The organism is Levilactobacillus muriae (genome assembly GCF_045862015.1).
Classification (GTDB): Bacteria; Bacillota; Bacilli; order Lactobacillales; family Lactobacillaceae; genus Levilactobacillus; species Levilactobacillus muriae.
The window spans coordinates 57,046-83,813 of the sequence record NZ_BAAFRU010000009.1 but is presented as its reverse complement, the minus strand read 5'-3'; the positions used below and the strand labels follow the sequence as shown (position 1 = coordinate 83,813).

Here is a 26,768-nt window from a genome sequence, read left to right as displayed (position 1 = left end):
GAGCCAATCACCCAGTGCTGGTTAATCATTTAATTTATCGTGGCGTGCTTCGATCAAAACCTCAGAGAAATTCAGGCCTTGTTTTTTCTCAATTCGTTAAGGTATTCGAGGATGGAGATGTTTTTCCTGACGAGGTGTGTATGCTTTTTTGCGGAAGGATAACATGGTCACTTCTACCAGGGGTTCAATGGCCAAGCGCAGTAATGGTAAACAATAAGATACTTGCGGAAATTGCATAGAAAACGCATAAGCAGTTACGCAGTCAATTTGTATGTGATCTAAACAGGACAGAATTATCCTCCACGAATAATTCTGCCCTGTTGTTGCTTATATTCAAGTCGGATGAGTACGGGTTGCATCCGCTCAGTAGATTATCGCGCATAACGCTGAATAATCGCCACCAGCGTTTCAGTCGCATTATCTAAGCCTACACGGTCGTTGTAGTACTGGGCAAAGCGGTCATCATCGAGGTACATTTGAGCCAGGCCACGGTGTGCTTCTGCCGAGTAATTGTTCCACGTGAAACACAACCACTGCCGATGTAAGTCATAGACTTCGCGGGCAGCATCGCTGGCGAGGTCACCCGTGGTCGCAACTTCTTTGAGCGTTGTCATTAGCTTTGCTTCCATTGCCTGCATTGCTTGATAGTTAGTCTCGCTGAGGCCAGCGAACTTTTTCTGACTGGCGGTTACCTTTTCTTGACCGTAGCGTTGGCGCGATTCTTCACCGAATTCTTGTTCATTTTGCATGAGTTGCTGCTTGAAGACAGCGAATTTTTCCGTATCTGTCATTTGGGGACCTCCGTTGCGGGCCGCTAGCGTGCGGTCCAAAGTATTCAGCAGGGTTGTAAGGCGATCACGACGGTTTGCCAACTGAGTCCGTTGCGTAGTGAGTGCCACTGTTTGTTCGGTCGGGGACTGAGCGAGCAAGGCTTGAATCTGTGCCAGACTGAAGCCAAACGCCTGAAAGTAGCGAATTAACTGTAACTGATCGACCGCTGAATCTGGGTATGTTCGATATCCGTTCACCGGATTTCGCTGAGCGGGTAACAGGCTGATTTGGTCGTAGTAGCGCAGCGTGCGTGGGCTAACGCCGGCAATCTGTGCCAATTGTTGGATACTATAGGTCATCGTGACCACCTCCGTTCTTGCTTAGAACTTACTATAGAGGTTGCCGTGACGTCAAGGTCAAGTTATTTTATGAAATTGGTAGCGCTTTACTAGAATTACCGTGATTCAAGTACTATCAACTAAAGAATAGTAAGCAACCCCGCCATGCCGGGGTTCTTTGCTACGGGTAAGTTTTGTGATTACCCCGGAGTGTGATAAAATATAGGTATTATTTGTAACTTTTTGGCCCCCCCGCGGGAAGCCCGTGAAGTGGCGGTCAAAACGAATTTTTCCAGATGAATCAGATGAGGAGCAAAATGAAAAAATTATTTTCGCGATCCAACATACCCGAGTTCTTACAGAACCGGCGTCTACGCGGTATCGCTATCATGACGGCTGCTCTGGCCATTCTTGGAATTGTCCTGTCGTTTTTGTTGAACTGGGTCTTTGGTGTGATTGTCTTAGTCCTGGTTGGAATCGCGACGCTGGTGGTGTTTAACACCATGGCGGAGATCGGTGATGACACGACGCAGTACATTTCCGACCTATCGTTTCGGATTCAGCAGGGGGAGCAAGAAGCCCTGCTACGGATGCCGCCCGGTGTCATGATTCTGGGTGATAGCGATCAAGTGGAATGGGTCAATCCTTACCTGCAGAACTATTTCGGTGATACCGATGTATTGAGTCGGTCAATCAACGATGTGGATGCGGAGCTTGCTAAATTGATCAACGATGCCGAACCTAAGACGATGACGACTGTGAAATGGCGGGATAGTCGTTTTACGCTGTTTGTGGAGCCGGATTTTCACGCCGTTTACCTCTACGACATCACGCATTACGAGTTGATTCAAGAGCAGTATGATAATGAAAAAATTGCCATCGGTCAGGTCTTCTTGGATAACTATGATGAAGTGACCCAGTCGATGACCGATCAGGATATTTCCAACCTGCGAAACTACGTGACTAATGAGTTATCTTCGTGGGTTCAGCAGTTCGATATGTACTTAAAGCAACTGGATGATGACCACTACTTCGTCTTGGCTTATGCCAAGTCGTTGGCAGCCATCGAGGCCGATAAGTTTAAAATTCTGGATACCATCCGGGAGACGACGTCGAAGCAAAACTTCCCGTTGACTCTGAGTATCGGAATTGCTTACGGTGATCCCAACCTGAACAAGCTGGCAGACCAAGCGCAGAGCAATCTGGACTTAGCCCTCGGTCGGGGTGGGGATCAAGTTGTGGTCAAGGCCGCCGACCAGGAAGCCCGCTATTATGGGGGTAAGACCAATCCGATGGAGAAGCGGACGCGGGTCAGAGCCCGGATGATTTCACAGGCCCTCCAAGAGCTGATGAACGAGTCCGATCAGATCTTCGTTCAAGGTCATACGCAACCGGACATGGATTCATTGGGCGCGTGCCTGGGGATTCGTCGGATCGCCAAGATGAATCACAAGACCTGTTGGATTGTGTTGGACAAGGAAACCGTACACTCAGACGTGCAACGATTGTTGGATAATCTGAAGAGCTATCCTGACATCGATGCCGCCATTATTTCGCCACAGGAAGCCTTGGAAAAGACTACGGCGCAGAGCATGTTGCTGATGGTCGATCACTCGAAGCCCTCGATCTCCATTTCGGCAGAGCTTTATCACCGTTTGGAAAACCGGGTCATGATTATCGACCATCACCGGCGGGGCGAAGAATTTCCCGAGAATCCGCTGTTGGTCTACATCGAGCCGTATGCTAGCTCGACGTGTGAGTTAATTACCGAAATGTTTGAGTACCAGTCTCAAGAAGGGGAACCTATCAATAAGTTGGAAGCAACGGCGATGTTGACGGGGATCTTCGTGGACACCAAGCACTTCTCGTTACGAACGGGGACCCGGACGTTTGATGCCGCGAGTTACTTGCGGTCTGCTGGAGCCGATTCGATTGAGATGCAGCAGTACATGAAGGAAAACGTCGATAGCTACCTGCAACGCAATCACTTGATTGAAATGGTTGAGTTCGTCAATGAAGATATGGCCTTAATTGCTGGTGAAGAGGATCAAACCTACGATCCCGTGACAGCGGCCCAGGCGTCTGATGATCTGTTGAACATGTCTGGCGTGGATGCTTCGTATGTCATTACGCGCCGGGCGGATGGCCGCGTGGGAATTTCCGCACGGTCGTTGGGTGAGATTAATGTCCAACTGGTCATGGAAGCTATGGGTGGTGGTGGTCACTTGTCCAATGCTGCGACCCAGATCAGCGACAAGTCCGTTGCTGAGGTCAAGCAGCAGCTACTGGATATTCTGACCCAATCTGACGAGCCAGAGCCGGCAACCACATAGTTAATTGCTTCTAGCGGCGTTTCGGCGTAGGATTAGAAGTATCAATATTGAATGATGAGTGAGGAGTGACCGACGTGAGAGTCATTTTTATGCAAGATGTCCGCGGTAAAGGTAAACGCGGTGAAATCAAGAATGTGCCCGATGGCTACGCCCAGAACTTTCTGATCAAACGCGGGTTGGCTAAGGAAGCCAATCAAGCTGCGATGAGCCAGTTAAAGGGTGAACGCATTGCAGAGGAACGGCGTGAGGCTGAAAACTTAGCCGAAGCCAAGGAACTGCAAAAACGCTTGGAAGACGATAAGACGGTCGTTGAAATCGTCGCTAAGGCCGGTGAAGATGATCGGTTGTTTGGCTCCATTCCAAGTAAGCAGATTGTCCAAGCTTTGCAAAAGCAGTTTGACTTGAAGATTGATAAGCGCAAAGTTGAACTGCCAGAACCAATCCGTTCGTTGGGCTACACCAACGTGCCGGTCAAGCTTCACACTGATGTGACTGCTAAGATTCGGGTGCACGTCGCAGCGAAGCAAAAATAAATGAATGATTTGAAACCGCCACGTGACTGGCGGTTTTTTACTACCTTCGTTTTGAACGAAGCATTTTGGTACCGCTGAATGGAAAAATTAGTGTATGATTCCTAGTAGAATATTAGCAGAAGCGAGTTGACCATCTAATTTTACCTGGCTACCGATTACATGGTAAAATAGATGTTTGATTAACGTTGCAGAGGCCAGTTAAGAGGTAAATAGTTAAGCATGGATAATAACGTACTAACAGACCATACACCACCACAGAACCTCGATGCCGAAAAGGCCGTCCTCGGGGCAATCTTTTTGAGTACCGACGCGTTGGTGGATGCGTTGGAATACCTGGCGCCGGAGGATTTCTATCGCCGGGAACATCAAATTATATTTCAAGCCATGATTGACCTCAACGACCGTGATGAGGCCATTGATGTGGTGACCATCACGGATCGTTTGACGGCGAAGAATGAACTAGACGATGTGGGTGGAATCACCTATATTGCCGAACTGGCAGGCGCCGTGCCCACGGCGGCCAATGCCACTTACTATGCCAAAATTGTCCAAGAAAAGGCCATTTTACGCCGGTTGATTCAAACGGCAACGAACATTGCCACGCAAGGTTACCAGCAGGATGAGGATGTCTCAGACCTGTTAGATAATGCTGAGCGAGACATCATGAGTGTGGCGGAGACCCGTAATCAATCGGGATTCAAACCGATCCGAGATGTGTTGAACAATTCCTTTGAGGAGATTAACAAGTTATCTGAGCAAGGGGACATTATCACCGGGCTATCGACGGGATACGCCGAGCTGGATAAAATGACGACGGGGCTTCACAATGATGAATTGATGATTCTCGCCGCGCGACCTGCCGTGGGGAAGACGGCGTTTGCGCTGAATATTGCACAAAACGTGGGAACTAAAACGGATAAAACCGTGGCGATCTTTAGCCTGGAAATGAGTGCTGAATCATTGGTTAACCGGATGCTCTGTGCAGAAGGGTCTATCGATGCCAATCATTTGCGGACCGGACAGCTCTCAGAAGATGAGTGGCAGAACCTGATCGTGGCGATGGGCAGCTTAGCCAAAGCCAGCATTTACATCGATGATACGGCTGGGAATAAGATTACCGAAATTCGGGCGAAGTGTCGGCGGCTGGCTAAGGAAAAGGGGAACTTAGGCCTGATCGTGATCGATTATTTACAATTGATTGAAGGAACCAACCACGAAAGTCGGCAACAAGAAGTTTCTGATATTTCACGACAGCTCAAGAAGCTCGCTAAGGAACTTCACGTGCCCGTTATCGCGCTGTCTCAGCTCTCACGGGGGGTGGAACAGCGGCAAGATAAGCGGCCCGTACTGTCGGATATTCGTGAGTCTGGGTCAATCGAACAAGATGCCGATATTGTTTCCTTCCTATACCGTGACGATTACTACGAACGGGACGGTGATGAAGATGGCGGCGGTAACGGTAACGACAGTGATCCACGTGATGACGGGGATCAGGATGTCGGTGAAGTTGAAGTCATTATTGAAAAGAATCGGTCGGGTCCTCGGGGAACCGTCAAATTGTTATTCGTAAAATCATTCAATAAATTTTCATCCGTGGCTTATGTGCCGGATGGGCAACAATAATTTTGGTGAGAGTGTCTTGGGCGACTGCGGCCGCTTATGGCACTTTTTAAGTATAATGTCGGGGCGCAGAGAAGACGAGTAGGTGTGGTTTAAATTGGTTCGAACAAATTGACATTAATCAAGTTGCGACTCACAATTATTGCTTTATTGGTTAAAATAAGTGGATAAATGATGTTTATGCGCAAAATTCATAGGGTTGTGCTAGAAAGTTCACATTTTCGTCATATTTTCAGATTACTATATGAATCATAGAAGTTAACCAATCGGTTGCTTCTACCAAAGATTAACAATCTTTTTTCATGTACTCCTCCTCCCCTGGAATAATGAAAAAATAGTTAACGTCATTAGTATAATGACGTTACCCCTACTCCGATGACCATCGCTTTCCCCGAGCGGTGGTTTTTTCTTTGTCTAAAAACAGTCCCGTACCGGTTAATGACCGGTACGGGACTGTTTTAATTTGCAGATGTTTCACATGAAACATTATTCGATGCTTGTTTGGATATGCTGACGCAGCACCTGACAATTGACGGGGAGTATCGTGAGATTAGCCACGTCTCGCGGCCCATCGGCGGTAATAATGCCGGTTCCACAGAAGTCCATTTTTAGCCAGTCACAGGAATATTGGACCGCCTGGATGATACCAGTAGTCTTGGTCTCAGGCTGATCGGCGCCGACAATTAGGAGGTAGATGCGTTTCCCAGCAAACGGAAAGTCGTGGCTAAAGCTATCAAACCATCGGTCCATGAAGACTTTGATCTGGCCAGTCATGCCATACCAGTAGACGGGTGTGCCCAGAATAATGTCGCTAGCTGGGGCGAAGTAGGTGGTCATGAGGTGTTCATAGTCGTCGGTCAGGTCGCGTTGTGGTTGTGTGGTCTCACGCTGATCCTGTTCAAAGTTGAGCTGATAATCGGCTAAATCACGTGTCGTGTGGGGGATACCAGTAAGCAGACGCTTGCCAAGAGTTGCGGTGTTGCCTTGAGGGCGCGGGCTACCATTGATAAATAGAATAGACATGAGCAGAACTCCTTTTAGGTATTTAAAGGTGATGAGCCAGTTACTTTCAATTTAACGGGGAATGACAGTAGGTATAAGGCCATGCTGAAATAACCGGGTCTGGACGTCGCGGGTCAGAAGAAATTTTGTAAAGCTTGCGGTCATCAAAATGACAACGCTTTCCGAGAATTGACGGCTAGTTATTTCCCAGAGGCTAGTGCTAGAATGTAGCTTAACATGCAATTTGCGAAAGGAGGAGCACTATGAAACAAGAAATTCGGCTCCGCTGGTTATTACTAGGAGCGCTGTTTAGCAGTATCGGCATGAGTTTCATTTGGCCGTTGACCACAATCTACATGCACAATCGGCTAGGGACTTCATTGACTGAGGTCGGCATCGTCTTGCTTTTTTACTCTCTGGCAAACGTCGTTGGAAGTGTACTGGGCGGCCGGTTATTCGATCGGTTGAATCCGTACTACCTGACAATTGGTGGGGTTACCGTTTCTCTATTGACGCTTGGCAGTTTGATCTTTAATCATGACTGGCCGGCGTTCCCCATTTCGCTGATCTTTTTAGGCTTAGCTTCAGGGTGGACGCTGACGATGGTCAACTCACTAGGAACCACGATTCATAGCCGTGACGGACGATACATATTTAACATGTTATATTTTGCGCAGAACCTGGGAGTTGTCTTGGGAACCGCAATGGTGGGTTACATTTATAATACCAGTGTGACCTTGCTCTTTGGGATTGCGGCGAGCCTGTTTGTTCTATTTCTAGCCGTTGCGATTCTATGTTACCACGCGCCGGCCGTAATGCAGCGACAGGTCGTGAAGCAGGAAAATCAACACGTGCACATCGCGCTCCCTAACCGTCGCATAATGGCGGGTTTCTTTGTTTCATTGGTCGTCATCTGGATCATGTATGAACAGTGGGTGTCCAACCTGTCCGTCTACATGACTGGCATGGGTATTCCGATGAAGGACTACAGTCTATTATGGACGCTGAATGCCGGTCTCATTGTGGTTTTCCAAGCGTTGATCAATTGGTTCTCACACTATCTCAGCAACCTCTACCTGCAGGTGTATGCGGGGATCTTCTTCGTCGCGGTGTCGTTTGTGACCCTGATCTTTGCGAAGGACTATCTACACTTCGTGATTGCGATGGTCGTGCTGACGATGGGAGAGGCAACGGCCTTTCCAGCCATTCCGGCGATTGTCAACAACCTGACACCGGTAGCGGTCAAGGGAAAGTATCAGGGGATGGCCAACGCCTGGGCTTCGGTCGGTAAGGCAGTTGGGCCATTATTCGGGGGGATCGTCATCGATCATTCCTCCTATACGCTGCTCTTCATCATTGCGGCGGTGGCGAATCTGGCGATCTTAGCGCTTAACGGTGTCATTATTACGGGAAACCAACACCGTGTGGAAACTTTTAAATGAGTTCTGGCGCGAATGGTGTATAATAACACTAGGAGACTATCTGGATTATTAGGGAAATAGGGGAAAGCACATGAAAAAACAGATAAGGGGAGTCTGTGGTCTGTTTATTGGTCTCGTGCTCGGCTTGCTACTATTTGTACAGCCACCACGTAACCAATCAACGATTACGGATTCCGTCGTAAAGCCCACATCAGGGCAGACGGCGGTGCAGGTCACGAATACAACGGGGAGCGGTCACGTTGAGATTAAGACGCAGACCACAACGAGTCAAGAAGGTAAGACGGTCAGTCGTCAGACGACGACCACCTCACCAACGCGGCAACAGCAAAATCAACCACAACGCTAAAATGAATATCTAAACGAATTTTAGATCATTTTTGAGTGTTTAAGCACGAGTATACAGGAGAGTTAACCTACAGGGATAAGGGTTAGCTCTTTTTTTACCCAAACATTCAGAAAATATGCATTAAAATGAATGTTTATAAAAGCATTGACAGCGATAATGAATGATGATAAATTTAATATCAATATATGAGACCAAGCAATGAAGAGTAACCTTAATCAATTTGTTAAGCGAGTTCGGGCCGATGGGAGCCGAATCAAGTGGTTAGGGTGAAGCGCATCGGAGCGTCGCGGTAATGAAAGCAGTAGTTACCCCTGGGTCGTGCCCATTACCGCACGGAGAGCTGGTTGTGATCAGCTCCATGAGAGATAAAACAAGGTGGTACCGCGAGTCATTCGCCCTTGTTGGTTTGAGGAAACCAACGAGGATGAGTGGCTCTTTTTAGTTGAACGAAATGAGGGATTGGATAATGAAAAAATTAGTAGGATTAAGCTTCGGGTTATTGGCAATTGCAGCGTTGGCAGGCTGTGGAACCACACAGGCTAAGAGCAGTGATGACAAGTCATTGAACGTGACGATGGTGGGGAACCCCGCTACGGCGAACCCAGCAATTTCTGGGGATTCCAACAGTTCTAGTATCATTTCCCAGACGCAAGAGGGACTGTATACGCTGAATGAAAATGGGAAGGTCGTTGCCGGCGTGGCCGAAAAAGTCGTTAAGCCAACGAAAAATGGGACGGTGTATACGTTTAAGATCAAGAAGGCTGCCAAGTGGGCCAATGGTGATCCCGTGACGGCTCAGGACTTCGTGACGTCTTTCCAATGGCAGATCAACCCCAAGTCAAAGTCACAGGTGGCGAACAAACTAAAATTCTTGAAGAACTACGATGCCGTTCAGGCGGGTAAGAAAGATGTCTCCTCACTCGGTGTTAAGGCGCTGGACAAGTCAACATTACAGTTGACCCTGTCAAAGGCCCAACCCTGGTTGCCAGATATCTTGGCAACGTCCGAATATCCTATGAAGACGGATCTCTTTAAGAAATATGGCAGTAACTATGGCACATCATCCACAAAGACCATGTCCGAAGGGGCCTACAAGTTAGTCGGCTGGAGTGGGACGACTGACAGTTGGTCCTACGTTAAGAACGCCCATTATTGGAACGCCAAGAACGTTAAGATCAATAAGGTTGCCGTTCAGGTCGTCAAGGATCCAGGGACCTCTGCTAGTTTATTTAAATCCGGGAAGGTGCAAGAGACCACGCTATCCGGCCAATACATTAAGCAAAATGCTAACAACAAGGAACTGAAGACGACGCTAAACAGCTCCATGCGATTCCTGGAATTCAACGATAAGAAGACGGTCACCCATAACACTAAGGTACGGCAAGCCTTCTCTTACGTGATTGACCGGAACGCACTGACCAAGAATGTCTTGCAAGACGGGTCATCCGCAGCCAAGAGCTTGATTCCTTACGGCGATGGTAATGATCCAACAACCGGGAAAGATTTCTCCGAAGATGTTGGCAACCTGTTGAGCTATAATCCAAAGAAGGCCACGCAACTGTGGAACCAAGCCAAAAAGGAACTTGGTATTAAGAGTGCCAGCCTGGAATTATTGACAGCCGATACTGATGAACAAAAGCATGCGGCCCAATACCTGCAACAACAAGCACAGAAGTATATGCCTGGCCTGAAGTTGACCATCAAGTCCATGCCACTGGCCCAACAGATTGCGAAGGGTTCCGCCGGGAACTTTGACATCGATCTGGATGGCTGGAACACCGGTTGGCGGGATCCATCCGACTTCTTGCAAATGGCTGACGGAACCAGTCCCGTTAACTTCACGAAGTGGGACAATGCGCACTACACTAATCTGTTAAAGAAGATTGACGATACTTCCGCCTACACGACGCAACAACGGTGGGATCTGATGAAGGAAGCTGACAAGTACGTGACGCAACAAGCGGGACTTGTCCCACTCTACCAACAAGCTAAAGCACACCTGGTCTCAAGCCAAGTAGGTGGTTTGAAGTACACCATGATGACCGATGCGCAGTACAAGTACGCTTACTGGAAGTAATTCTGTAATACGTGACTTAACCGTTACAAGGATTATCCTGTCTGTGAGTGTGCGTCCAGAGAGGCCCGCTCACCAAGTGAAATTCACCCTCTATTTCAAAGAAGCTGTGTCGCACAATTGCGACCAGTTTTTTTGGTTTTTAAGCCTGAAAATAGTTGTACCAGAAAACTAATCAGTTAGCGATTAGTTTGTGTTACTATGAAACCAAGGAGGACCTCGGGGAACCGTTTTGGTCATTGATTTGGGGGAACGTTGACGTGAATTGACGGCAAATCAGCGATTGAATGGGGCAGGTCCGACCTGGAGGAGGCTGCGCAGTGAGTTTTCAAAAAATCTTGCGAGATCAAGTTGTGCAAACGGTTGACCTATTGGAAATATTCTTATGTTTGTTGGTTCCTGTAGTTTTAGCGAAAGGGACCATCGATTATCTGTCACAAGGGCAATTATTCTGGTTAAGTTATGGTCTTTTAATTTTAAAGAGTGTGGGTGGATTTATCAGTTTATTCGTGGTGATCGATCTGTTCGAGGCGATCCGGCGTTACCACTCACGTTGAAGTGATCTGCAGTTATCTTTAGGGGTAGCTGTTTTTTAGTTTAGGCGGGAAAGTCGAGGCCAATCTTGCGTTGTAGGAGCTTGCTAGTCTTCTTATGGGGCTGCTTAGCGGTCAACGTCACTTGTTCCTGACGGAAGGCCTGATCGGATGGGCGGGTTCTAACAGGGACTTTAAAGGTGATCCGTTGCTTGGTCTGTGCGTCGGCGTGATAAACTTTCCCGTGGAACTTGAGCGTGACCTTGCTGTGGACGGGAACCTTGACCGTGGGTTGCCACGTTTGCTGACCAGCAGGCGTCTTAGCGGACTGGAGAACTGGCTTAGCGGTCGCGTAACGCTTGGCAGAGATCTTTTTGGTCAGATGGCCATTAGTGACCTTAAAGGTGCCGTAGCCGTGAAATTTGACCGTGAAATGGTGGTGCTTGGCGGCTCGGGCTGATTGTGCGATGGTCTTCCCCTTGTAGGTGACCTTGAGGGTCTGGGCACGCGCTGACTTCGTTTTAAGAAGAAGCTTATGGGTGTGGCCGTTGTATTGGACCTTGGTGACGGTGAAGGGGGCGCTGGCCGTGCTGGCCTTAAATGTTAGGCCGGCACCGGTACCCACGAGAATCACGGCGACGAGTGCACCTAGGGTTACTTTATTCATCGTTAACCTCCTAGTTTAGCCTTCACACTACGGAAGTTTAGCGTCCAAGTCAACGTTTAACAGCTTTATACGGCAAATTGTATACAAAAGCTCTTATAAAAAGACTGCTAAGACCAATAAAACCGGCGACTTTGGAAGAAATTCCGTGGTCGCCGATTTTGATTAATGGCGCCTAGCTTTTGGATAAATATTGCGGTCGTATTCAACTACATCAGTTCTATGAATTTTGCGCATCCACAAAGTCTCTTGACTATCATTGATGACGTCGTAGCTGCCGTTAATGTTCTTGGTCAATAGAATAACGGTTTTCCTCATTCTTTTAGGAAGAACTTTGCTTCAGCTCATGTTCTTGGTTCCTTTTTAGGGTGAAGGTGGTGCGTCATCGTGAAACTAGGTCTCCCTATGTAAAATAGTGGGATGTTAACGGCCAGTTTGTGGCCAGTCATGCTGGGTTTATGTCAGCGCCTGTGCGTCACGGTCCTCTTGAAGAAACGCAGTGCTGAGCTCACGGGCCAGCATCCGCGTTGTTTCTGGGGTGAAGGTTGGTTTGACGGCGTGGAGTTGGTTAGCGAGATCAGCTACTGGCGTCTTAATGTGGCTGAGCGTACGTTGGGTCAAGAAGTCTTCTAGCACCGTAATTTCATTATTAGAGAATTCATGATCGAGAAAAATCAAAGCGCTAGGCCGATTTTCCAAGCGCTCACAGATAGCATCAAGAATCTCTAAGGTCAGCACATTCGTTGAAAAAGGTTGGTCGTGCATGTTAAGCGCCTCCTACTCGATAATCTTGGCACACTTTAAGTATACTAAAAGAAGGCGAGCGATTAGTGGGTAGAAAAAACGGCAGTTTACCAGCGAAAGATAAAGTTCTAGGCCACTAGCGCAAACTGAATAAACATAACAAAAACGGATATTTATAAATTAAAGGCACAAAAAAATCAGCAACCACGAAGATAACTTCGTGAAAGCTGATTAGTAGTTATGGGCAGTCAGGGGATCGAACCCTGGACCCACGGATTAAGAGTCCGTTGCTCTGCCAGCTGAGCTAACTGCCCATATGATTGATTTGCTGCTGTTGTATGTCTTCCATATCAACGAGAACTATCATATCATGAGGATTGGGGGTGCGCAACCCCTTTTTGAAAAAAAGTTGATTTTTATTCAAAAAATTGGTTATTATGCGCTGCTAATCCCTTAATTTAACAGGAATTTAACGAGGTTTGAAAAAATAATTTTTTTTTTGAAATTTAGCCGAATTTAAGCCAAAGCGGGATAGATTCGCTCCTTGAAGGGATGATAAAAAAAATAAATCGGACAAAATCAGATGATATGTCTAATATAAAGAAACATTTCCCGGGAAATGTTTCTTTAACACCACCTTAAACCCGCTTGGGTTCTGAACTGAAAGAAACTTCATGATGTGTTATAATTCAGATAGCGTTGTTTTCCCGACTCTGGAACCTTATCAGGCCGGTCAGCGCCCCCTAAAAAACACCGGATCAGTGACAATGACTGATTCACTATTCCTTGACTTTAAACGAGCAACACGTAAACCGTACAATAATCGTAGTGGCCCCGTTGACGATGGTACCTTGACATCCAATGGCTGGCCTGCCGGTAATCCTGCAATTACCGGATCGGACTGTATTTCCCTTTAAGGAGGAAATTTTTAATTATGCCTAAAAAAATTCTAGTTGTCGATGATGAAAAGCCTATTACTGATATTATGAAGTTTAATTTGGAAAAAGAGGGTTACGAAGTGGATGTCGCCTACGATGGCGAAGCCGCGATTCAACAAGTCGAGGACGGCGATCCTGACCTGGTGATCCTTGATTTAATGTTGCCTAAGGTTGATGGGTTGGAAGTTTCCCGTGAGATCCGTAAGAAGCATGATATGCCAATCATTATGGTGACGGCCAAGGATTCTGAATTGGATAAGGTTCTCGGTCTGGAATTAGGAGCCGATGATTACGTGACCAAGCCATTCTCCAATCGAGAACTGGTGGCACGGGTCAAAGCAAACTTGCGGCGGCAGAATACTGCGGCGCATGCCCAACCCGAAGAGCCTGAAAACCAAGACATTGAAATTGGTGATTTAACGATTCATCCCGAAGCGTACTCCGTCTCTAAGCGGGGGTCTAACATCGAATTGACCCACCGTGAGTTCGAATTACTTCATTACCTGGCGCAACATATTGGCCAAGTCATGACCCGGGAACATTTGCTGCAAACAGTATGGGGCTACGACTACTTTGGAGATGTACGGACCGTCGATGTGACGGTTCGGCGTCTACGTGAAAAGATCGAAGACAGCCCTAGTCACCCAACCTGGTTAGTAACGCGGCGGGGTGTCGGTTACTATTTGCGTAACCCTGATTCCGATCAGGCCTAAGCTAGCGGAGTACCGCTAAATCTCGCATTGGAGGAGTATGTGACTTCGTGAATAGTAAAATTAAATTTTTCCAGTCGATTCACTTCAAAATCGCGCTGGTCTTCGCGCTACTCCTATTATTAACGCTGGAGATCGTTGGTGCCGTCTTCGTCCGGCAGCTGGAACGTCAAAACTTGAACACGTTTAAATCCCAACAAGTTGTGCAAACGTACATCGTGAACCGCTTGTCGGATGAGCTGTCGACGACGAATACGACCAAGGCAGACAAACAGATTAAATCGACTTTATCGGAGATCAACAATACCAACAACGCCCAGATTCGGGTCATTGACAACAAAGGGACCATTCGTGGGACCAACGAAGTCGATAACCAAGGGATTGTTGGCCAAAAGACCACCGATAATAACATTAAAAACTCGATCTACAACAACCGTGATGTGATCCGCACAACTTATAACTCACAAAATAATAGTCGCTACTATACGACAATTACGCGATTGATTCGCACCCAAGGCAACAACAGCGAATTGGTCGGGGTTATTTATATGCGGTCGAGTCTCGATTCCGTTTATCAAAACATCAATCAAATCACGCTGATTTACGTCTCTGCAACGTTTGTGGCGATCATCTTGGGCCTGGTTATGGCCATCATTATTTCCCGGGCAATTACCCGACCAATCGATGAAATGAAGAAGCAAACACTGCGGATCGCCCGAGGGGACTACTCTGGGCACGTGCGGGTCTACGGGACTGACGAGTTGGGTCAATTGGCCAGCGCCGTCAATAACCTGTCTGTGCGGGTGGAAGAGGCTCAGGAATCTACTGAGTCTGAACGCCGCCGACTCGATTCCGTGATGTCTCACATGACAGATGGGGTTATTGCCACCGATCGCCGTGGAAATGTCACGATTATTAACGAAACGGCCGCTAGTTTCCTGGATACGGAGACTGATAGCGCCGTGGGTAAATCAATTCTGGATCTCCTAGACATTCGTGACGACTATACGTTGCGCGAATTGTTGGAAGACCCGGACGATTTGGTCTTGGACTTTTCCACAAAGGAACACGACCTGATCCTCCAAGCCTACTTCTCTTTAATTCAGCGAGAATCCGGCTTTATTTCCGGGTTGGTCTGTGTGCTTCATGATGTCACTGAACAACAGAAGATTGATCAGGACCGGAAGCAATTCGTTTCCAACGTGTCGCATGAACTGCGGACGCCATTAACGAGTGTGCGGGCCTACATCGAGTCTCTGTCCGAAGGGGCCTGGAAGGACCCTGAGATCGCGCCGAAGTTCCTGAAGGTCACACAAGAAGAAACCGACCGGATGATTCGGATGATCAACGACCTCTTAACGTTGTCACGGATGGATTCGGGAACCCAAAAGGTTGATTTAGAAATGGTCAATTTGAATGAGCTCTTTAACTACGTTCTTGATCGGTTTGACATGATGTTGAAGCAGGATGATCGGCCTGAAAAGACCTACACCATCAAGCGCGACTTCACCAAGCGAGATCTCTGGGTAGAAATTGATACCGACCGGTTCACGCAGGTGCTCGATAATTTAATGAACAACGCAATCAAGTATTCGCCAGATGGTGGGACTGTGACCTGCCGGCTGCTGGAGACGCACAACAACGTCATTCTCAGCGTGTCTGACCAGGGTCTCGGGATTCCGCGGGCAGATATTCCCCGGATTTTCGATCGCTTCTACCGGGTCGATAAGGCCCGTTCACGGGCCCAAGGTGGAACTGGTCTGGGCTTAGCAATTTCCAGAGAAGTTGTCCAGCTCCTAGGCGGCCGAATCTGGGTCGACAGTCGTGAAGGCCGGGGGTCAACGTTCTACATTTCCCTGCCTTACAAGCCGTACGAGGAGGGGGACCTTTGGGATGAAGATAACTAAAGCCTTCCTACCACTGGGACTGGCCGCTGCGGTTACCGTCAGCGTGGTCTTATCCGCGATGATTTGGACCAATCCGGCACAGTACGAGCGGAACCGTCAACGCAGTTCAAATACGCCGACGACTGAGCTGAGTACCCGGCCACAAAAGGACGTCTACCTGCCAACGCAAGTGGTCTACAGTGATGCCAACGGAAATCAGGAACTCCTGAATAACCGGAAAGTTAATCTGACCACCGAGTTGCGTGAGGCGCTGTCTAAATGGGAACTTAGCCGAGTCAGCAAAATCAATATTAGCTCTAAGAGTGCGTACATGTCCTATCTAACGCGGAAGAGTAGCCTGATGCTGTCTTACGCGAGTCCGATTAACATTAAGATGTTCAATACTGTCTTCAGTAGCACGCTGAATAGCCATGCAACGCGCTTTTCACGAATCGTGGTGCCGTTAAATGACACGCATCATATTTATTTGCTTGACGATAAGGATCAAGATGTCTATCAAGTATCTGTGAAGTCAGCGAATACCTCGGCGATTCGCAAGATCATGAAGGAAAATCTCTTCCGGATCAACGTGAAGATGCAGTGGCTGAGTGATTCGGCCACGGCTTACGTCAAGTCGAGTGTGGCCGTGCCATCGTATAGTTATTTGGTCAACCAACAGTCGACCGACTACTTTACAACGCGTCTCCTAAACAAAGGGGAATCGACCAACGTTTCGGCTAAGAAGAATAAGGACAATACCATCTATAGTGATGGGGCTTCGCGGCAGTTGACGGTCTACAATAAGCAAGGAACTGCGTTGTTCGAGGATTACAGTGCCCTGCAGTCGTCGTTAGGCTTCAGTCAAGCGCTCAAGGCCAGTTATAGCGCGGTTAAGGCCATTGGGATTCCGATGGAAAATTTGCGGTATTACGGCTACAGTTCGGCTAACTCAACGGTGACCTACCGGAGCTTCGTCGAAGGTTTCCCGATCTTTAATCAGAGTAACTACGGGGCGGCGCGGATTCAGATGCTCTCGCAGGGCGTCCGCCGCTACAACTTTTCGCTGTACAGTCTCCAGGTCCCAGTACCGACGGATAAGAAGTCCGTCACGTTACCGGGAACGCAGGCTGTCATTGATCAGTTGACCGCTGCCGGTTATCATAAATCTAAGATCAGTAGTCTCCAAATTGGGTATCAGTGGCTGACGTCCTCATCATCCGATAAGGTTGTCAACCTGACGCCAACGTGGTACGTTCACTATAACGGTAGCTGGAAGACCTACACGCAACTGTTGAAGCAACAACAGTAATCCGCTGAAAGGGAGGGCAATCTGGCATGGATTTTCGGCGCATCGAGTGGCTATTTCTAGTCGCGTTCATTGCAATTGATATATTCCTGTTCGCAGCGTTTCAACACGATACGACTGGCCAAACGGATGCCACCTCCAGTCGTTCAGCGGATAGTGATACGACGATCATTAAGGAAATGCGGACGGACGATATCAAGTTCAGCTCGCCATCCAAGCAGAGTGGTGAGGGTTATTACGTCTCCACGAGTAACAACGACAGCGTGAAGAGTAGCCTGACAGCACTGTCAGATCAGACGGTGCGTTACCAAACGGATGGGACCTTCACGTCGACGTTCAAGACTGCGATTACTGGGGTGGATGTCGATCATCCGAATAAGGTCTTAGATACGGTCGTTAACAACGCCACGTTGATCCTGAATGGCGGCGAGTATAAATATAATCAACAATTGTCCAGTCGCAACACGGTGGTTTACACGCAGCGTGTGACGGACGGACAGATTTATTCAAAATTTGGTGAAATTCGGTTTAGCCTGACCAACGATGGCACCGTGACCGGCTACACACAGGGGTATTTGACGGATGTGAAGACCTTGCGTGAAAAGACGGATACGATTTCCGAACGAAAGGCGTTAATCTGGCTGTATCAGTATAACCAGATCGCCAATAATACCAAGATTGTGTGGACCAAGCTGGCCTATACCCGCTACTTTAATTTAAAGAACAGTAGCGTTTATATTCCAACCTGGGTCATTGCGGTCAAGACCAACAGTGGGAGTAACGCGGGCGTCTTACAGTTGAAGCACGTCAATGCCTTTACGGGGGCGATCCTGACGTCGGACAGCAACGTCAAGACAGTTAGCGGGACTGCGACAACCAGCGAATAGAAAGGGCGGCCACGGCCGCCTTTTTTACTTGTGTAGGGGTTGAATTAGAGGGTAAGGAATCCGGCTAGCGGTTGATACAGGTGAGACTGTCCCAATTAGATGTAGGCGATAAGTTACGGCCAACAGTAAAAGAGACTGAATAATAGTTACAAGGCTGGCGAAATGCGGTATTATTACGGTATTGAATTTTAAGGAGAGGTCGAATGGATTTGCGGACGGAAACAGCAACAGCGGATGACTTGCGCATCAGCGTGTTATCCAGCGGCAGTACGGGAAATGTGTGCTACGTGGAGAGCCCCAACGAACGCATCATGATTGATGCCGGGTTGAGTGGCAAGAAGATTGAAAAGTTAATGGGTAATATTGACCGGGACATGAAGGACGTGAACGCCCTGCTTGTCACCCACGAACACTCAGATCACCGGCAGGCCGTGGGCATCTTGGCCCGGCGCTACAAGCAACTCGACGTGTACGCGAACCAAGGAACCTGGGACGCGATGAGCGCGAAGATCGGCAAGGTCGACTTGGCGCAGAAGAACTTGTTTGCCCCGGATACCGTCCAAACGTTTGGCGATATTGACGTGGAGAGTTTCTCGGTGTCTCACGATGCTGCGGAACCCCAATTCTACGCGATTCATTACCATGGCAAGACCTTCGTCATTTTGACGGACACTGGCTACGTATCGGAGCACGTGGAAGGCGTCATTGCCGATGCCGATGCCTACCTGTTGGAGTGTAACCACGATGTGGAAATGCTGCGGATGGGCGAGTACTCGTGGCCATTGAAACAGCGGATCCTTGGTGATAAGGGCCACTTGTCCAATGAAGAGGGCGCTGATGCCTTAATGGACGTGCTGGGTAACCGCACCAAGAAGATTTATCTGGGTCACCGGAGTCTGCACAATAACATGCAGTCACTGTGTCACCTGACCGTGGCTTCTATGATGGAGAACAGGGACTTTGGCGTGGGCCATGACTTCCAATTGATCGATACCAACCCGGAGGAAGCCACCCCACTGGTCGCTTTATAAAGAAAACGTAAACTTTAGGACTTCGGCAACAATTTGTCAAAAAAAATTCACACAATCCAGCTATTATAAGAGTTATCAAAATACGGTTGGGGGCCTGACGCCCCAGCCGACGAAAGAGGAGGGTTAGCGCGCGTTTTGCGCCATGCTATGGATAACAATAATAATAATCAAAACAATCAATCTAATGATAATAACCAGGCAACACCAACACCCACGCCGGAACCCCAACCACGGAAGCGGCGGGGCGGTATCACGTTAACGAAGGTCGCAGTTACAGCAGCGGTCGCCGGACTACTTGGCGGTGGTGTGGCTTACGGTGGTATTTCATATATTAATAATAGTGGTATTAATGATACTGCTGTTCCTAGTAGCAGTAATTCTAGTGGCAATACGAAGACGTCGAACGTGACGGTCAACGTATCTAGCCAATCTACCAAGGCCTTCAACCAGGTCAAGGGCGCCATGGTCTCCGTAGTCAACCTGCAGAAGCAGAATAGCAGTAGCAACTCGCTAGGGCAGTTGTTTGGGGAGAGTTCGTCCTCTAGCTCCAGCAAGTCGAAATCTGAATTGGAAGAGGCTTCGGAAGGGTCCGGGGTCGTTTACAAGAAGAATGGCAATACGGCGTACATCGTGACCAACAACCACGTGGTTTCCGGTTCGTCGGCGCTGCGTGTCGTGACCAGCACCGGTAAGCAGCTACAGGCGAAGTTAGTCGGGAAGGACTCCGTGACTGACTTGGCTGTGTTGAAGGTTAACGGCGCCGACTTGAAGACGGTTGCTTCATTTGGGAACTCCGATAAGATCAAGGTTGGTGAGACCGCCTTGGCTATTGGATCACCACTGGGTAGTCAGTACGCAACCTCGCTGACGGAAGGGATCATTTCCGCTAAGAAACGGACGATTGAGACCACGAACTCCGCCGGTACGCAGACCGGGAACGCCACGGTTATCCAAACGGATGCCGCGATTAACCCCGGGAACTCTGGTGGGGCGCTGATCAACGTCGGTGGACAAGTCGTAGGGATTACCTCGTCGAAGATTGCCAGCGACGCTGAAGGCACGAGCGTTGAGGGGATGGGCTTTGCCATTCCATCGAACGAAGTTGTCAATATCATCAACCAGCTTGTGAAGAAGGGGAAGGTTGTGCGGCCAGCGTTGGGAATCACCTACGTCGACTTAGCCAACGTTTCCAGCTCGCAACAGAAGTCGGTACTGAAACTGCCAACGAGTGTTGATGCAGGGGTCGTGGTCATGAGCGCTTCGTCTGGATCACCAGCGAAGAAGGCCGGCCTAGCCAAGTACGATGTCATCACGGAGTTGGGCGGTCACAAGATTTCTGATCAATCAACATTGCGAGACATTCTCTACACGTATAAGCTGAACGATACCGTCTCGATGACTTACTACCACAACGGGAAGAAGCAGACGACGAAGGTCAAGTTGACCGAGAGTAGTTCGCAATTGAAGAGCACCACGAGTACTACCGCAAACTCAGAAAGTTAGGCAAAATGAAAGCGGTCGTTGGATTTTTCCAGCGGCCGCTTTTTGCGTATGATAAACTGTTTAATGAAAAGCCGAAGTTTAAGGCGGACTTAAGCTGAATGAAAACGTAACCGGTGGTTGGCCGCCCGAACGAACTAACCCGAATCTCTAAAGTAATTCAGGCTAGAAAATAAAGGAAATTATATCTGTGGATAACTTAGAGGATAAATAGGACCACTAACCAGTGGAAAAGTTGTGAACAGGATAAGAGCGGGAATGACAGCGGTGTAAAAGTTATCCACAGGTCGTGTCGATAACTGTGGATAGAAAAACTTTTCGTGAGATAGATAGCTCTTAATCGTTGATGCAGAGCGGATTGTAAGCGAGAACGCCGAACGTCTGTTTTGCGTAAAAACAGTGGATAACTAAATAAAGATTGACATTTCAACAAAAAATAGATGTCGTAGGTAATCAGTAATTTACCCCCAACATCTAGGAAAACAGGTTGTCCCCCTGTGGATAACTTTGTGGACAACCTGTGTATAGGAGGATAATTATGAACATCAAATTCGTCGTCGTGGGAAAACTAAAGGAAAAGTACTTCAAACAGGGGATTGCGGAGTATGCCAAGCGACTCTCCCGTTTCTGCAAATTCAGTATCATCGAGGTCCCAGATGAAAAGGCACCAGAAAGCATGTCGCAGGCTGAAATGGATCAAGTGATGGCGGCAGAGGGCGAACGTATTCTGAGTAAGATCAAGGATCGCGAATACGTCTATGCATTGGCGATCCTAGGTAAGGAACGCTCGTCTGAGGAGTTTGCCAAGGAACTGAAGGACTTGACCACCTACGGCCACTCAGACATCACCTTCGTCATTGGCGGGTCACTAGGGCTCACACCAGCGGTTTTGAAGCGGGCCGACACTCAAATCTCATTCGGACGGTTCACGTTGCCCCACCAGCTGATGCGATTGGTGTTGACGGAGCAGGTTTATCGGGCGTTTATGATTAATGAGGGGTCTCCGTATCATAAGTGACGCGGTTTTTCTTCGGATTAATCGCTGAGTGGGTGGTTACGGAAGTCCGTATCATAAATGACACAGATTTAAAAATTTTAAGTGTGATAAAATAGTGTGCAGTTCCCCACAGGTGTGGGGGTGATCCAATAGTTTTGAGCAGTGTTCAGTATTTGATGCTGTGTTCCCCACAGGTGTGGGGGTGAGTTTCGGATAAGTATCTGAGTAGACGTGTTGGAAATGATACAGATTTATGTAGTGAGCAAAGAATAGTTAAGTTTTCCGCTCCAAATGAATGATACGCCATCACCACTCCTACTCCTCTATACTATATTGCTCTAAATATGGTATAATGAAATAAGAGCTTTTTACGTAATGAAATTTAACTTTGATTCCATAAGAAAGATGGTATAGCTATGGCATAGCGTTCGGCAACGGAAGTGTTAAATATCTTGTGTAAATGGAAGTCCTCTCCCATTATAATCGCAAATTACTGTGACCAAGACCCGTTCTAAGGCTGATTCATTGGGGAACTGTTCCTTCTTTTTGGTCTGGCGTTTTAGCTTTTTATTGAAGGATTCAATGAGGTTGGTGCTGTAAATACTGCTGCGGATCGCGGCGGGAAAAGCAAAACAGGTCAAGAGGTTTTGATTGTGTTCCAGCTTGCTTGTCACCTTGGGATAAGACTTTTTCCACTTAGTTACAAAGTCCGTCAACGCCTGTATTGCGTCGTCCATGGTCGTTGCTTGGTTCGGATGTGAGCCTCAATGTTTCGATTGACGTGGACCAGGCACTGCTGAAGCTTAGCCTTAGGAACAATCGTATTGGTAAGACCGACTAGGCAATCCGCCACAAACAGGAGAACCTCCTTTACGCTGCGTTTTTGAATATCTACGAGTAGTTCTTCCCAAACGGTGCTAGATTCGGTTGGGGCAATCTGATACCCCAAGACCTCTTTCACGCCATTTGGCCGAATGCCAATAGCGACATGGACGGCCTCTATAGCCACTGAATCTCGACGTAAGCGCAAGTAGGTCGCATCAACATAGACGACCGCGTACCGGGCTGCTAGAGGACGATTCTTGAATGTTGCGACCTGCTCGTCGACTACCTTTGTAAGATTGGATACGGTTTGCGGTGTGTAGTGGGCGCCATACATTTTCTCAATCAGATCTGCGACTTCACTGGTGGTGGTGCCCTTTTCGTAGAGCTGAACAACCGTGGCCTCTAAGCCATCCGTTTGACGTTGATAGCTCGGGATTGTTTACGTATTAAAGGCACCATTGCGGTCACGGGGAATCTCTAAATTTAGCTTGCCATACTTGGTCTTGAAAGCTTGTAGATAGTGAACATTGCGTGAATTACCACTGTTAAATCCTTGTCGGTCGTAGGGTTCATAACCGAGGAACGACGAAAGTTCCTCGTGCATTAAATCATTGATGGCCGTTTCTAAGTGTTGCCGAAAAACTTCATCCAAATCTTGCTTTTGTGCTAGTGTTGCCATAATTGCTTTGTAAACTGAGTCATGGGGAAAGCCTCCTATGTCCTATGAAAGTGAGTTTGGTTGCTAACTATCATAAGGGAGAGGCGTTCTCTTTTCAATTGCTTGTTTTTCTATTTACACATAATTATTTAAACACTCTGAAATTCATAGTGGGACAAAGAAGAGTGGTGTACGTTGCCCAGTTATGAGCGATAAATTGCTTATACTAATCAGACAAAGTGAGGTGAACAGGATATGAATGAGCAACCCAGTGGAAGACATATCCCTTTAGATGAAATGATATTAAAAAAAGGTGTAGTTAAGACACCTTTTAACGCATCGTTACAAAATGTAGTTGCTAATCCTTGGCGTGAAAATAGATTGATTGAGTATCTTTGGATGGCAATAATTCTTGAAAGAGAAGGACCAGGAAACGGATTAAGAAAGATATTATCTGTATTCCATTATATTAAGACTAAGAAGATAGCGCTTCATTATCCAACGATTTCAAATATACTTAATATGGATTCTGAAGATGAAAAAAATTTCTTTGAGTATATCTGTAAAGAAAAGTTAGACTATGCATTTCTTCCATTTGTGGTTGTTGCATATGATAATAGAGAACGACATACGATGTATGATATTTTCTTAGAAATGTTCTTGGGGACGTTTTTAGAGCGGTTTATGAGCTTGGATGTCTTACTCAAAAAGTTTGAAAATATTATTGTCGAATATCTAGATGCAAGGGGAGATAAAGCAACCTATTTAAGATTTTGTGCATTGTCTTTAGATCTTAGTATGGGTGATATTGTTTTACAAAAAGGTAGAGATGATATATTAGTTGATCAGTTTGTTGCGATTTCAGAGGGAAATTCGTTTAAGTTGAATCCGATGATTGCGTCAACAGTTAGGGCGATGGAATTATCAATTTGGGGATTTCATAATGAAAATCCTATGTTTACGAAGGATTTTGATGATTTTACTTCAAAGTATGTCTATTGTGATATTAAGATGATCAATCAAGGAAGTGAAAAGACGATGGAGCCATTTGAGCAAGTGTTTAAAGAATTATCTATTAATTTGAAAAAAACTATAGCTGAAAATCATAGTTTAATGATCTCATCGAGAAAGTTTCAGGTGATGACGGCGTCACTTGAATATGGACTACGAATTTTTAAAGAAGTTAATGTAGTTGGATTTGATTCAGTTGTTGCAGTCGAATCAATGAGGTCTATTCTAGAAACATTTATTAATAATAAATTTCTTTTAGATGGTGAGAGCGAACGTGAGGATATTTGGTTGTCATATCAGAAGTATGGTGGATCGGCATTAAGAAAGCTTGCTGCTGAGAGTGATAAGTATAGTAGCGGAACGGAAGTCTTACCCAAAGAGTACGATTCTCGACTTATACATCTTTTGAGTACGGAGATTGAAGACGAGTTAGTAGGCGATATTGATTTACGCTATTTTGAAAATACAAATATTAGAAAAAAATTTCAAAAGGTAGATTTAGAGTCCTTGTATCATACGTATTATGAGTATGGAACACAGTTTACCCATGGGTATTGGAGTGCGGTAAGGCTAGCAACAACAGATTTTTGTGATCAGCCGTTACATCAGTCACATAGTAATACGGAGTTAAATGAACAAGTTCCATTGAAGAGTGCTTTTGATGATTATGCATATATTTTGTCGCTATGGTCGGATATGTTTTTTGGCGAATTTCCAGTAAGTACATCTGGAGAAGTAAAATGATAGAAAATTTGACTAAAGAATATACTGATTTTCTTCGAAAATTATTAAGAACGTCGCAGGATAATAAAATAGAAATGGAGAAGACATTTCTAGAAATTGAATTATTTTGGAGAAAAGCTTTACCACTCATTATAAATGAAATTGGTGATGAAGAAGAGATCATATATTATTACATTGGTGATCCAGCGCCATCAGAGTCTTTTTGTAGCAACATTAAAAGGATAAAACAAGCAGTTATGATTCCAGATGTTGTTGAAAAAATAAAAATAATGTTTAGTAGAGGAATGCTTTCGATAGCGGAAGTTAAAGTGTATGTAAAAAGAGAATTTGGTGTTCTTGAAGATAATAATAGTTTCTCGATTCCTGTTAGATTATATACGGAGTGTTCATACGAGCCCTATGACAATCTGTTAGAGAAAATGACTAATAGTGTGTTAGATGGAATATTTCAATCAGAGAAAACTACTAAATATGATATTAACGAGTTGAACGATGATCATGCAATATGGATTAAGAATTTATTCGTTAAAGATGAGACTGATGATGCTATAGTAGATATTATAAAGAGCTCAGAGTTGTACCTCATGATAAAAAGGCAATCATCAAATAGAACCGATAGTGAAGTTATAGTAGATTGCATACGTTACAGCATTATAGGACCGTTAAGTAGTTTTGCAAGCATGATAATTTTTCGTTGGATTCCTATTGTTGAGAACCCAAGCTATATGATTGTGTATTCAGGACTAGCACATTTAGTCGAGGATGATTCTAAGAGTATGGAACTTTACGTTAGAATGATAGCCGCTAATCTATTAATGAATTCGCTCAATAAGGATGTAAAAGGTGTAGACCTTTCTAAACTAGAGCAAATGGATCTAAAAAAGTGGTTTCAGCGACTAAAAAATGGAAAAGAAGGGATGATTAAGTTTAAACAATGTTTAAAGCGATGTTTATTACTGTAGTTAGAGCTTGGTAATAATGAATAATACTATTACGGAAGCCCGTATTTCAAATAATACGGGCTTCCTCAACACTAAGCTTGGTAGCGGGACAATCAGATGGCCGTATAGTAATGGAGTCTTGTCATTGATGAGCACCTTGTCTTTAATTTGCTTTTAACCTTTAGCGCCAGATAATGGATGATAGAATCGAAAGAGCAGAGATGATACTGCAAAATCCTTTGTAGTAACATACGACTCTCTAGCAATCCAAAGAATGAATAAAGCAACTTAAAAATTGGGAGATGTGCATACATGTCAGAAGTCACCGCTGCGATAGAAATTTTAATCAAACTCAAGGACGTTAAGCCCGCTGTCTCACGGAAGCTAATTGTTCCCGTTACGATTCGTTATGACCAATTGCATGTGTTATTGCAACTGGCCTTTGGCTGGACCAATTCGCATCTATATAATTTCCAGGTCAATCACCAGAAAGACCTGGAGTACGTGCCCTATATGGACGATATGAGTTTTGAAAATCAAATTTTAGCGGATCAGGCCTATGTTTATCCAGACTTACAGAAGGATGAAGTCTTGAATACGTATGACTTCGGTGAGAGCTGGGAACACGTCATTACTTTAAAACGTGTTCTAGCATTTGATGAGATCCAAGGGGTGCAAGTTCCAAGTTGTACTTGGAGTCGAGGCGCAAACCTTGCTGAGGATGGGCAGGATGCGGCGTATGCGCTGCCGTTTGATCGTCAAAGTTTGAATGACCAGTTTGCTTTGTGGTCCCATGCAGGTGAACAAATGATTCGGGCAGATGATTTGGGATTGCTACCTAAGCTTAATTAGGTGGGTATTAACCCATTCAAATAAGCATGCTAAAAATCATCGGGAGTGATTAGGGGCTATTGGGCCTCTGTGGCATGACCTT

21 protein-coding genes, 1 tRNA gene and 1 pseudogene are annotated in these 26,768 nt (G+C 46.4%); 17 read left to right on the top strand and 6 right to left on the bottom strand.

Annotation, left to right across the window (positions count from 1 at the left end; genetic code table 11):
* Positions 1–371: 371 nt before the first annotated feature.
* Positions 372–1,130: a MerR family transcriptional regulator gene (locus ACKTSF_RS08015; protein WP_407888303.1), complete on the bottom strand. Its 759-nt coding sequence runs from the start codon at positions 1,128–1,130 to the stop codon at positions 372–374.
* A gap of 296 nt (positions 1,131–1,426) precedes the next feature.
* Here ACKTSF_RS08015 and ACKTSF_RS08010 point away from each other — a divergent pair, with 296 nt between their 5' ends.
* From ACKTSF_RS08010 to dnaB, 3 genes are all read left to right on the top strand, one after another.
* Positions 1,427–3,442, top strand: coding sequence for a DHH family phosphoesterase (locus ACKTSF_RS08010; RefSeq protein WP_407888301.1), 2,016 nt, complete (start codon positions 1,427–1,429; stop codon positions 3,440–3,442).
* Between the two features lie 74 nt (positions 3,443–3,516).
* On the top strand, positions 3,517–3,975 hold the full coding sequence (gene rplI / locus ACKTSF_RS08005) for a 50S ribosomal protein L9 (RefSeq protein ID WP_407888299.1): 459 nt from the start codon (positions 3,517–3,519) through the stop codon (positions 3,973–3,975).
* Positions 3,976–4,194: 219 nt separating this feature from the next.
* A complete protein-coding gene (gene dnaB, locus ACKTSF_RS08000; protein WP_407888297.1) occupies positions 4,195–5,598 on the top strand; it encodes a replicative DNA helicase in 1,404 nt (467 codons plus the stop codon).
* A gap of 483 nt (positions 5,599–6,081) precedes the next feature.
* Here dnaB and ACKTSF_RS07995 read toward each other — a convergent pair whose 3' ends face one another.
* Complete coding sequence (locus ACKTSF_RS07995) at positions 6,082–6,618, bottom strand: flavodoxin family protein (RefSeq protein WP_407888295.1); 537 nt, start codon at positions 6,616–6,618, stop codon at positions 6,082–6,084.
* A gap of 242 nt (positions 6,619–6,860) precedes the next feature.
* On the opposite strand from ACKTSF_RS07995, the gene ACKTSF_RS07990 reads away from it, so the two are divergent.
* The 4 genes from ACKTSF_RS07990 (at position 6,861) to ACKTSF_RS07975 (ending at position 11,016) form a co-directional block, all read left to right on the top strand.
* On the top strand, positions 6,861–8,039 hold the full coding sequence (locus ACKTSF_RS07990; protein ID WP_407888293.1) for an MDR family MFS transporter: 1,179 nt from the start codon (positions 6,861–6,863) through the stop codon (positions 8,037–8,039).
* A gap of 70 nt (positions 8,040–8,109) precedes the next feature.
* Positions 8,110–8,385, top strand: coding sequence for a hypothetical protein (locus ACKTSF_RS07985; protein ID WP_407888291.1), 276 nt, complete (start codon positions 8,110–8,112; stop codon positions 8,383–8,385).
* Between the two features lie 466 nt (positions 8,386–8,851).
* Positions 8,852–10,462 (top strand): peptide ABC transporter substrate-binding protein, encoded by a 1,611-nt coding sequence (locus ACKTSF_RS07980; RefSeq protein WP_407888289.1) that lies wholly within the window; start codon positions 8,852–8,854, stop codon positions 10,460–10,462.
* Between the two features lie 317 nt (positions 10,463–10,779).
* Positions 10,780–11,016, top strand: a complete 237-nt coding sequence (locus ACKTSF_RS07975) for a hypothetical protein (protein WP_407888287.1) — start codon at positions 10,780–10,782, stop codon at positions 11,014–11,016.
* A gap of 40 nt (positions 11,017–11,056) precedes the next feature.
* Here ACKTSF_RS07975 and ACKTSF_RS07970 read toward each other — a convergent pair whose 3' ends face one another.
* From ACKTSF_RS07970 to ACKTSF_RS07960, 3 genes are all read right to left on the bottom strand, one after another.
* Positions 11,057–11,659, bottom strand: a complete 603-nt coding sequence (locus ACKTSF_RS07970; protein ID WP_407888285.1) for a hypothetical protein — start codon at positions 11,657–11,659, stop codon at positions 11,057–11,059.
* A 453-nt stretch (positions 11,660–12,112) separates the two neighbouring features.
* Positions 12,113–12,421 (bottom strand): hypothetical protein, encoded by a 309-nt coding sequence (locus ACKTSF_RS07965; RefSeq protein ID WP_407888283.1) that lies wholly within the window; start codon positions 12,419–12,421, stop codon positions 12,113–12,115.
* A gap of 220 nt (positions 12,422–12,641) precedes the next feature.
* Positions 12,642–12,714, bottom strand: a tRNA-Lys gene (locus ACKTSF_RS07960).
* Between the two features lie 620 nt (positions 12,715–13,334).
* On the opposite strand from ACKTSF_RS07960, the gene yycF reads away from it, so the two are divergent.
* From yycF to rlmH, 7 genes are all read left to right on the top strand, one after another.
* Positions 13,335–14,051, top strand: a complete 717-nt coding sequence (gene yycF, locus ACKTSF_RS07955; protein WP_407888281.1) for a response regulator YycF — start codon at positions 13,335–13,337, stop codon at positions 14,049–14,051.
* 47 nt (positions 14,052–14,098) lie between these two features.
* Positions 14,099–15,955, top strand: a complete 1,857-nt coding sequence (gene walK, locus ACKTSF_RS07950) for a cell wall metabolism sensor histidine kinase WalK (protein ID WP_407888279.1) — start codon at positions 14,099–14,101, stop codon at positions 15,953–15,955.
* Positions 15,942–17,243: a YycH family regulatory protein gene (locus ACKTSF_RS07945; protein WP_407888277.1), complete on the top strand. Its 1,302-nt coding sequence runs from the start codon at positions 15,942–15,944 to the stop codon at positions 17,241–17,243. The genes walK and ACKTSF_RS07945 overlap by 14 nt, the downstream gene beginning before the upstream one ends.
* A gap of 26 nt (positions 17,244–17,269) precedes the next feature.
* The gene (locus tag ACKTSF_RS07940) at positions 17,270–18,127 is read left to right on the top strand and encodes a two-component system regulatory protein YycI (protein WP_407888275.1); all 858 of its coding nucleotides are present in this window, start codon (positions 17,270–17,272) and stop codon (positions 18,125–18,127) included.
* Positions 18,128–18,330: 203 nt separating this feature from the next.
* The gene (locus ACKTSF_RS07935; RefSeq protein ID WP_125700320.1) at positions 18,331–19,158 is read left to right on the top strand and encodes an MBL fold metallo-hydrolase; all 828 of its coding nucleotides are present in this window, start codon (positions 18,331–18,333) and stop codon (positions 19,156–19,158) included.
* A gap of 147 nt (positions 19,159–19,305) precedes the next feature.
* Positions 19,306–20,661, top strand: a complete 1,356-nt coding sequence (locus tag ACKTSF_RS07930) for a S1C family serine protease (RefSeq protein WP_407888272.1) — start codon at positions 19,306–19,308, stop codon at positions 20,659–20,661.
* 535 nt (positions 20,662–21,196) lie between these two features.
* Positions 21,197–21,676: a 23S rRNA (pseudouridine(1915)-N(3))-methyltransferase RlmH gene (rlmH, locus tag ACKTSF_RS07925; RefSeq protein ID WP_407888270.1), complete on the top strand. Its 480-nt coding sequence runs from the start codon at positions 21,197–21,199 to the stop codon at positions 21,674–21,676.
* 422 nt (positions 21,677–22,098) lie between these two features.
* On the opposite strand, the pseudogene ACKTSF_RS07920 reads toward rlmH, so the two are convergent.
* Positions 22,099–23,182 (bottom strand): annotated as a pseudogene (locus ACKTSF_RS07920) (IS256 family transposase).
* 211 nt (positions 23,183–23,393) lie between these two features.
* Between ACKTSF_RS07920 and ACKTSF_RS07915 the strand changes: the two are divergent.
* From ACKTSF_RS07915 to ACKTSF_RS07905, 3 genes are all read left to right on the top strand, one after another.
* Positions 23,394–24,893: a DUF5677 domain-containing protein gene (locus tag ACKTSF_RS07915; protein ID WP_407888268.1), complete on the top strand. Its 1,500-nt coding sequence runs from the start codon at positions 23,394–23,396 to the stop codon at positions 24,891–24,893.
* Complete coding sequence (locus ACKTSF_RS07910; RefSeq protein ID WP_407888266.1) at positions 24,890–25,855, top strand: hypothetical protein; 966 nt, start codon at positions 24,890–24,892, stop codon at positions 25,853–25,855. Before ACKTSF_RS07915 ends, ACKTSF_RS07910 begins: the two co-directional genes overlap by 4 nt.
* 291 nt (positions 25,856–26,146) lie before the next feature.
* Positions 26,147–26,686, top strand: coding sequence for a plasmid pRiA4b ORF-3 family protein (locus ACKTSF_RS07905; RefSeq protein ID WP_407888265.1), 540 nt, complete (start codon positions 26,147–26,149; stop codon positions 26,684–26,686).
* Positions 26,687–26,768: the final 82 nt, after the last annotated feature.

Excerpts from the sequence above, each read along its gene's own strand:
- ACKTSF_RS08015 (WP_407888303.1), bottom strand. The coding sequence starts at position 1,130 with ATGACCTATAGTATCCAACAATTGGCACAGATTGCCGGCGTTAGCCCA.
- ACKTSF_RS08010 (WP_407888301.1), top strand. The coding sequence starts at position 1,427 with ATGAAAAAATTATTTTCGCGATCCAACATACCCGAGTTCTTACAGAAC.
- dnaB (WP_407888297.1), top strand. The coding sequence starts at position 4,195 with ATGGATAATAACGTACTAACAGACCATACACCACCACAGAACCTCGAT.
- ACKTSF_RS07995 (WP_407888295.1), bottom strand. The coding sequence starts at position 6,618 with ATGTCTATTCTATTTATCAATGGTAGCCCGCGCCCTCAAGGCAACACC.
- ACKTSF_RS07990 (WP_407888293.1), top strand. The coding sequence starts at position 6,861 with ATGAAACAAGAAATTCGGCTCCGCTGGTTATTACTAGGAGCGCTGTTT.
- ACKTSF_RS07985 (WP_407888291.1), top strand. The coding sequence starts at position 8,110 with ATGAAAAAACAGATAAGGGGAGTCTGTGGTCTGTTTATTGGTCTCGTG.
- ACKTSF_RS07980 (WP_407888289.1), top strand. The coding sequence starts at position 8,852 with ATGAAAAAATTAGTAGGATTAAGCTTCGGGTTATTGGCAATTGCAGCG.
- ACKTSF_RS07970 (WP_407888285.1), bottom strand. The coding sequence starts at position 11,659 with ATGAATAAAGTAACCCTAGGTGCACTCGTCGCCGTGATTCTCGTGGGT.
- ACKTSF_RS07965 (WP_407888283.1), bottom strand. The coding sequence starts at position 12,421 with ATGCACGACCAACCTTTTTCAACGAATGTGCTGACCTTAGAGATTCTT.
- yycF (WP_407888281.1), top strand. The coding sequence starts at position 13,335 with ATGCCTAAAAAAATTCTAGTTGTCGATGATGAAAAGCCTATTACTGAT.
- ACKTSF_RS07945 (WP_407888277.1), top strand. The coding sequence starts at position 15,942 with ATGAAGATAACTAAAGCCTTCCTACCACTGGGACTGGCCGCTGCGGTT.
- ACKTSF_RS07940 (WP_407888275.1), top strand. The coding sequence starts at position 17,270 with ATGGATTTTCGGCGCATCGAGTGGCTATTTCTAGTCGCGTTCATTGCA.
- ACKTSF_RS07935 (WP_125700320.1), top strand. The coding sequence starts at position 18,331 with ATGGATTTGCGGACGGAAACAGCAACAGCGGATGACTTGCGCATCAGC.
- ACKTSF_RS07930 (WP_407888272.1), top strand. The coding sequence starts at position 19,306 with ATGGATAACAATAATAATAATCAAAACAATCAATCTAATGATAATAAC.
- rlmH (WP_407888270.1), top strand. The coding sequence starts at position 21,197 with ATGAACATCAAATTCGTCGTCGTGGGAAAACTAAAGGAAAAGTACTTC.
- ACKTSF_RS07915 (WP_407888268.1), top strand. The coding sequence starts at position 23,394 with ATGAATGAGCAACCCAGTGGAAGACATATCCCTTTAGATGAAATGATA.
- ACKTSF_RS07910 (WP_407888266.1), top strand. The coding sequence starts at position 24,890 with ATGATAGAAAATTTGACTAAAGAATATACTGATTTTCTTCGAAAATTA.
- ACKTSF_RS07905 (WP_407888265.1), top strand. The coding sequence starts at position 26,147 with ATGTCAGAAGTCACCGCTGCGATAGAAATTTTAATCAAACTCAAGGAC.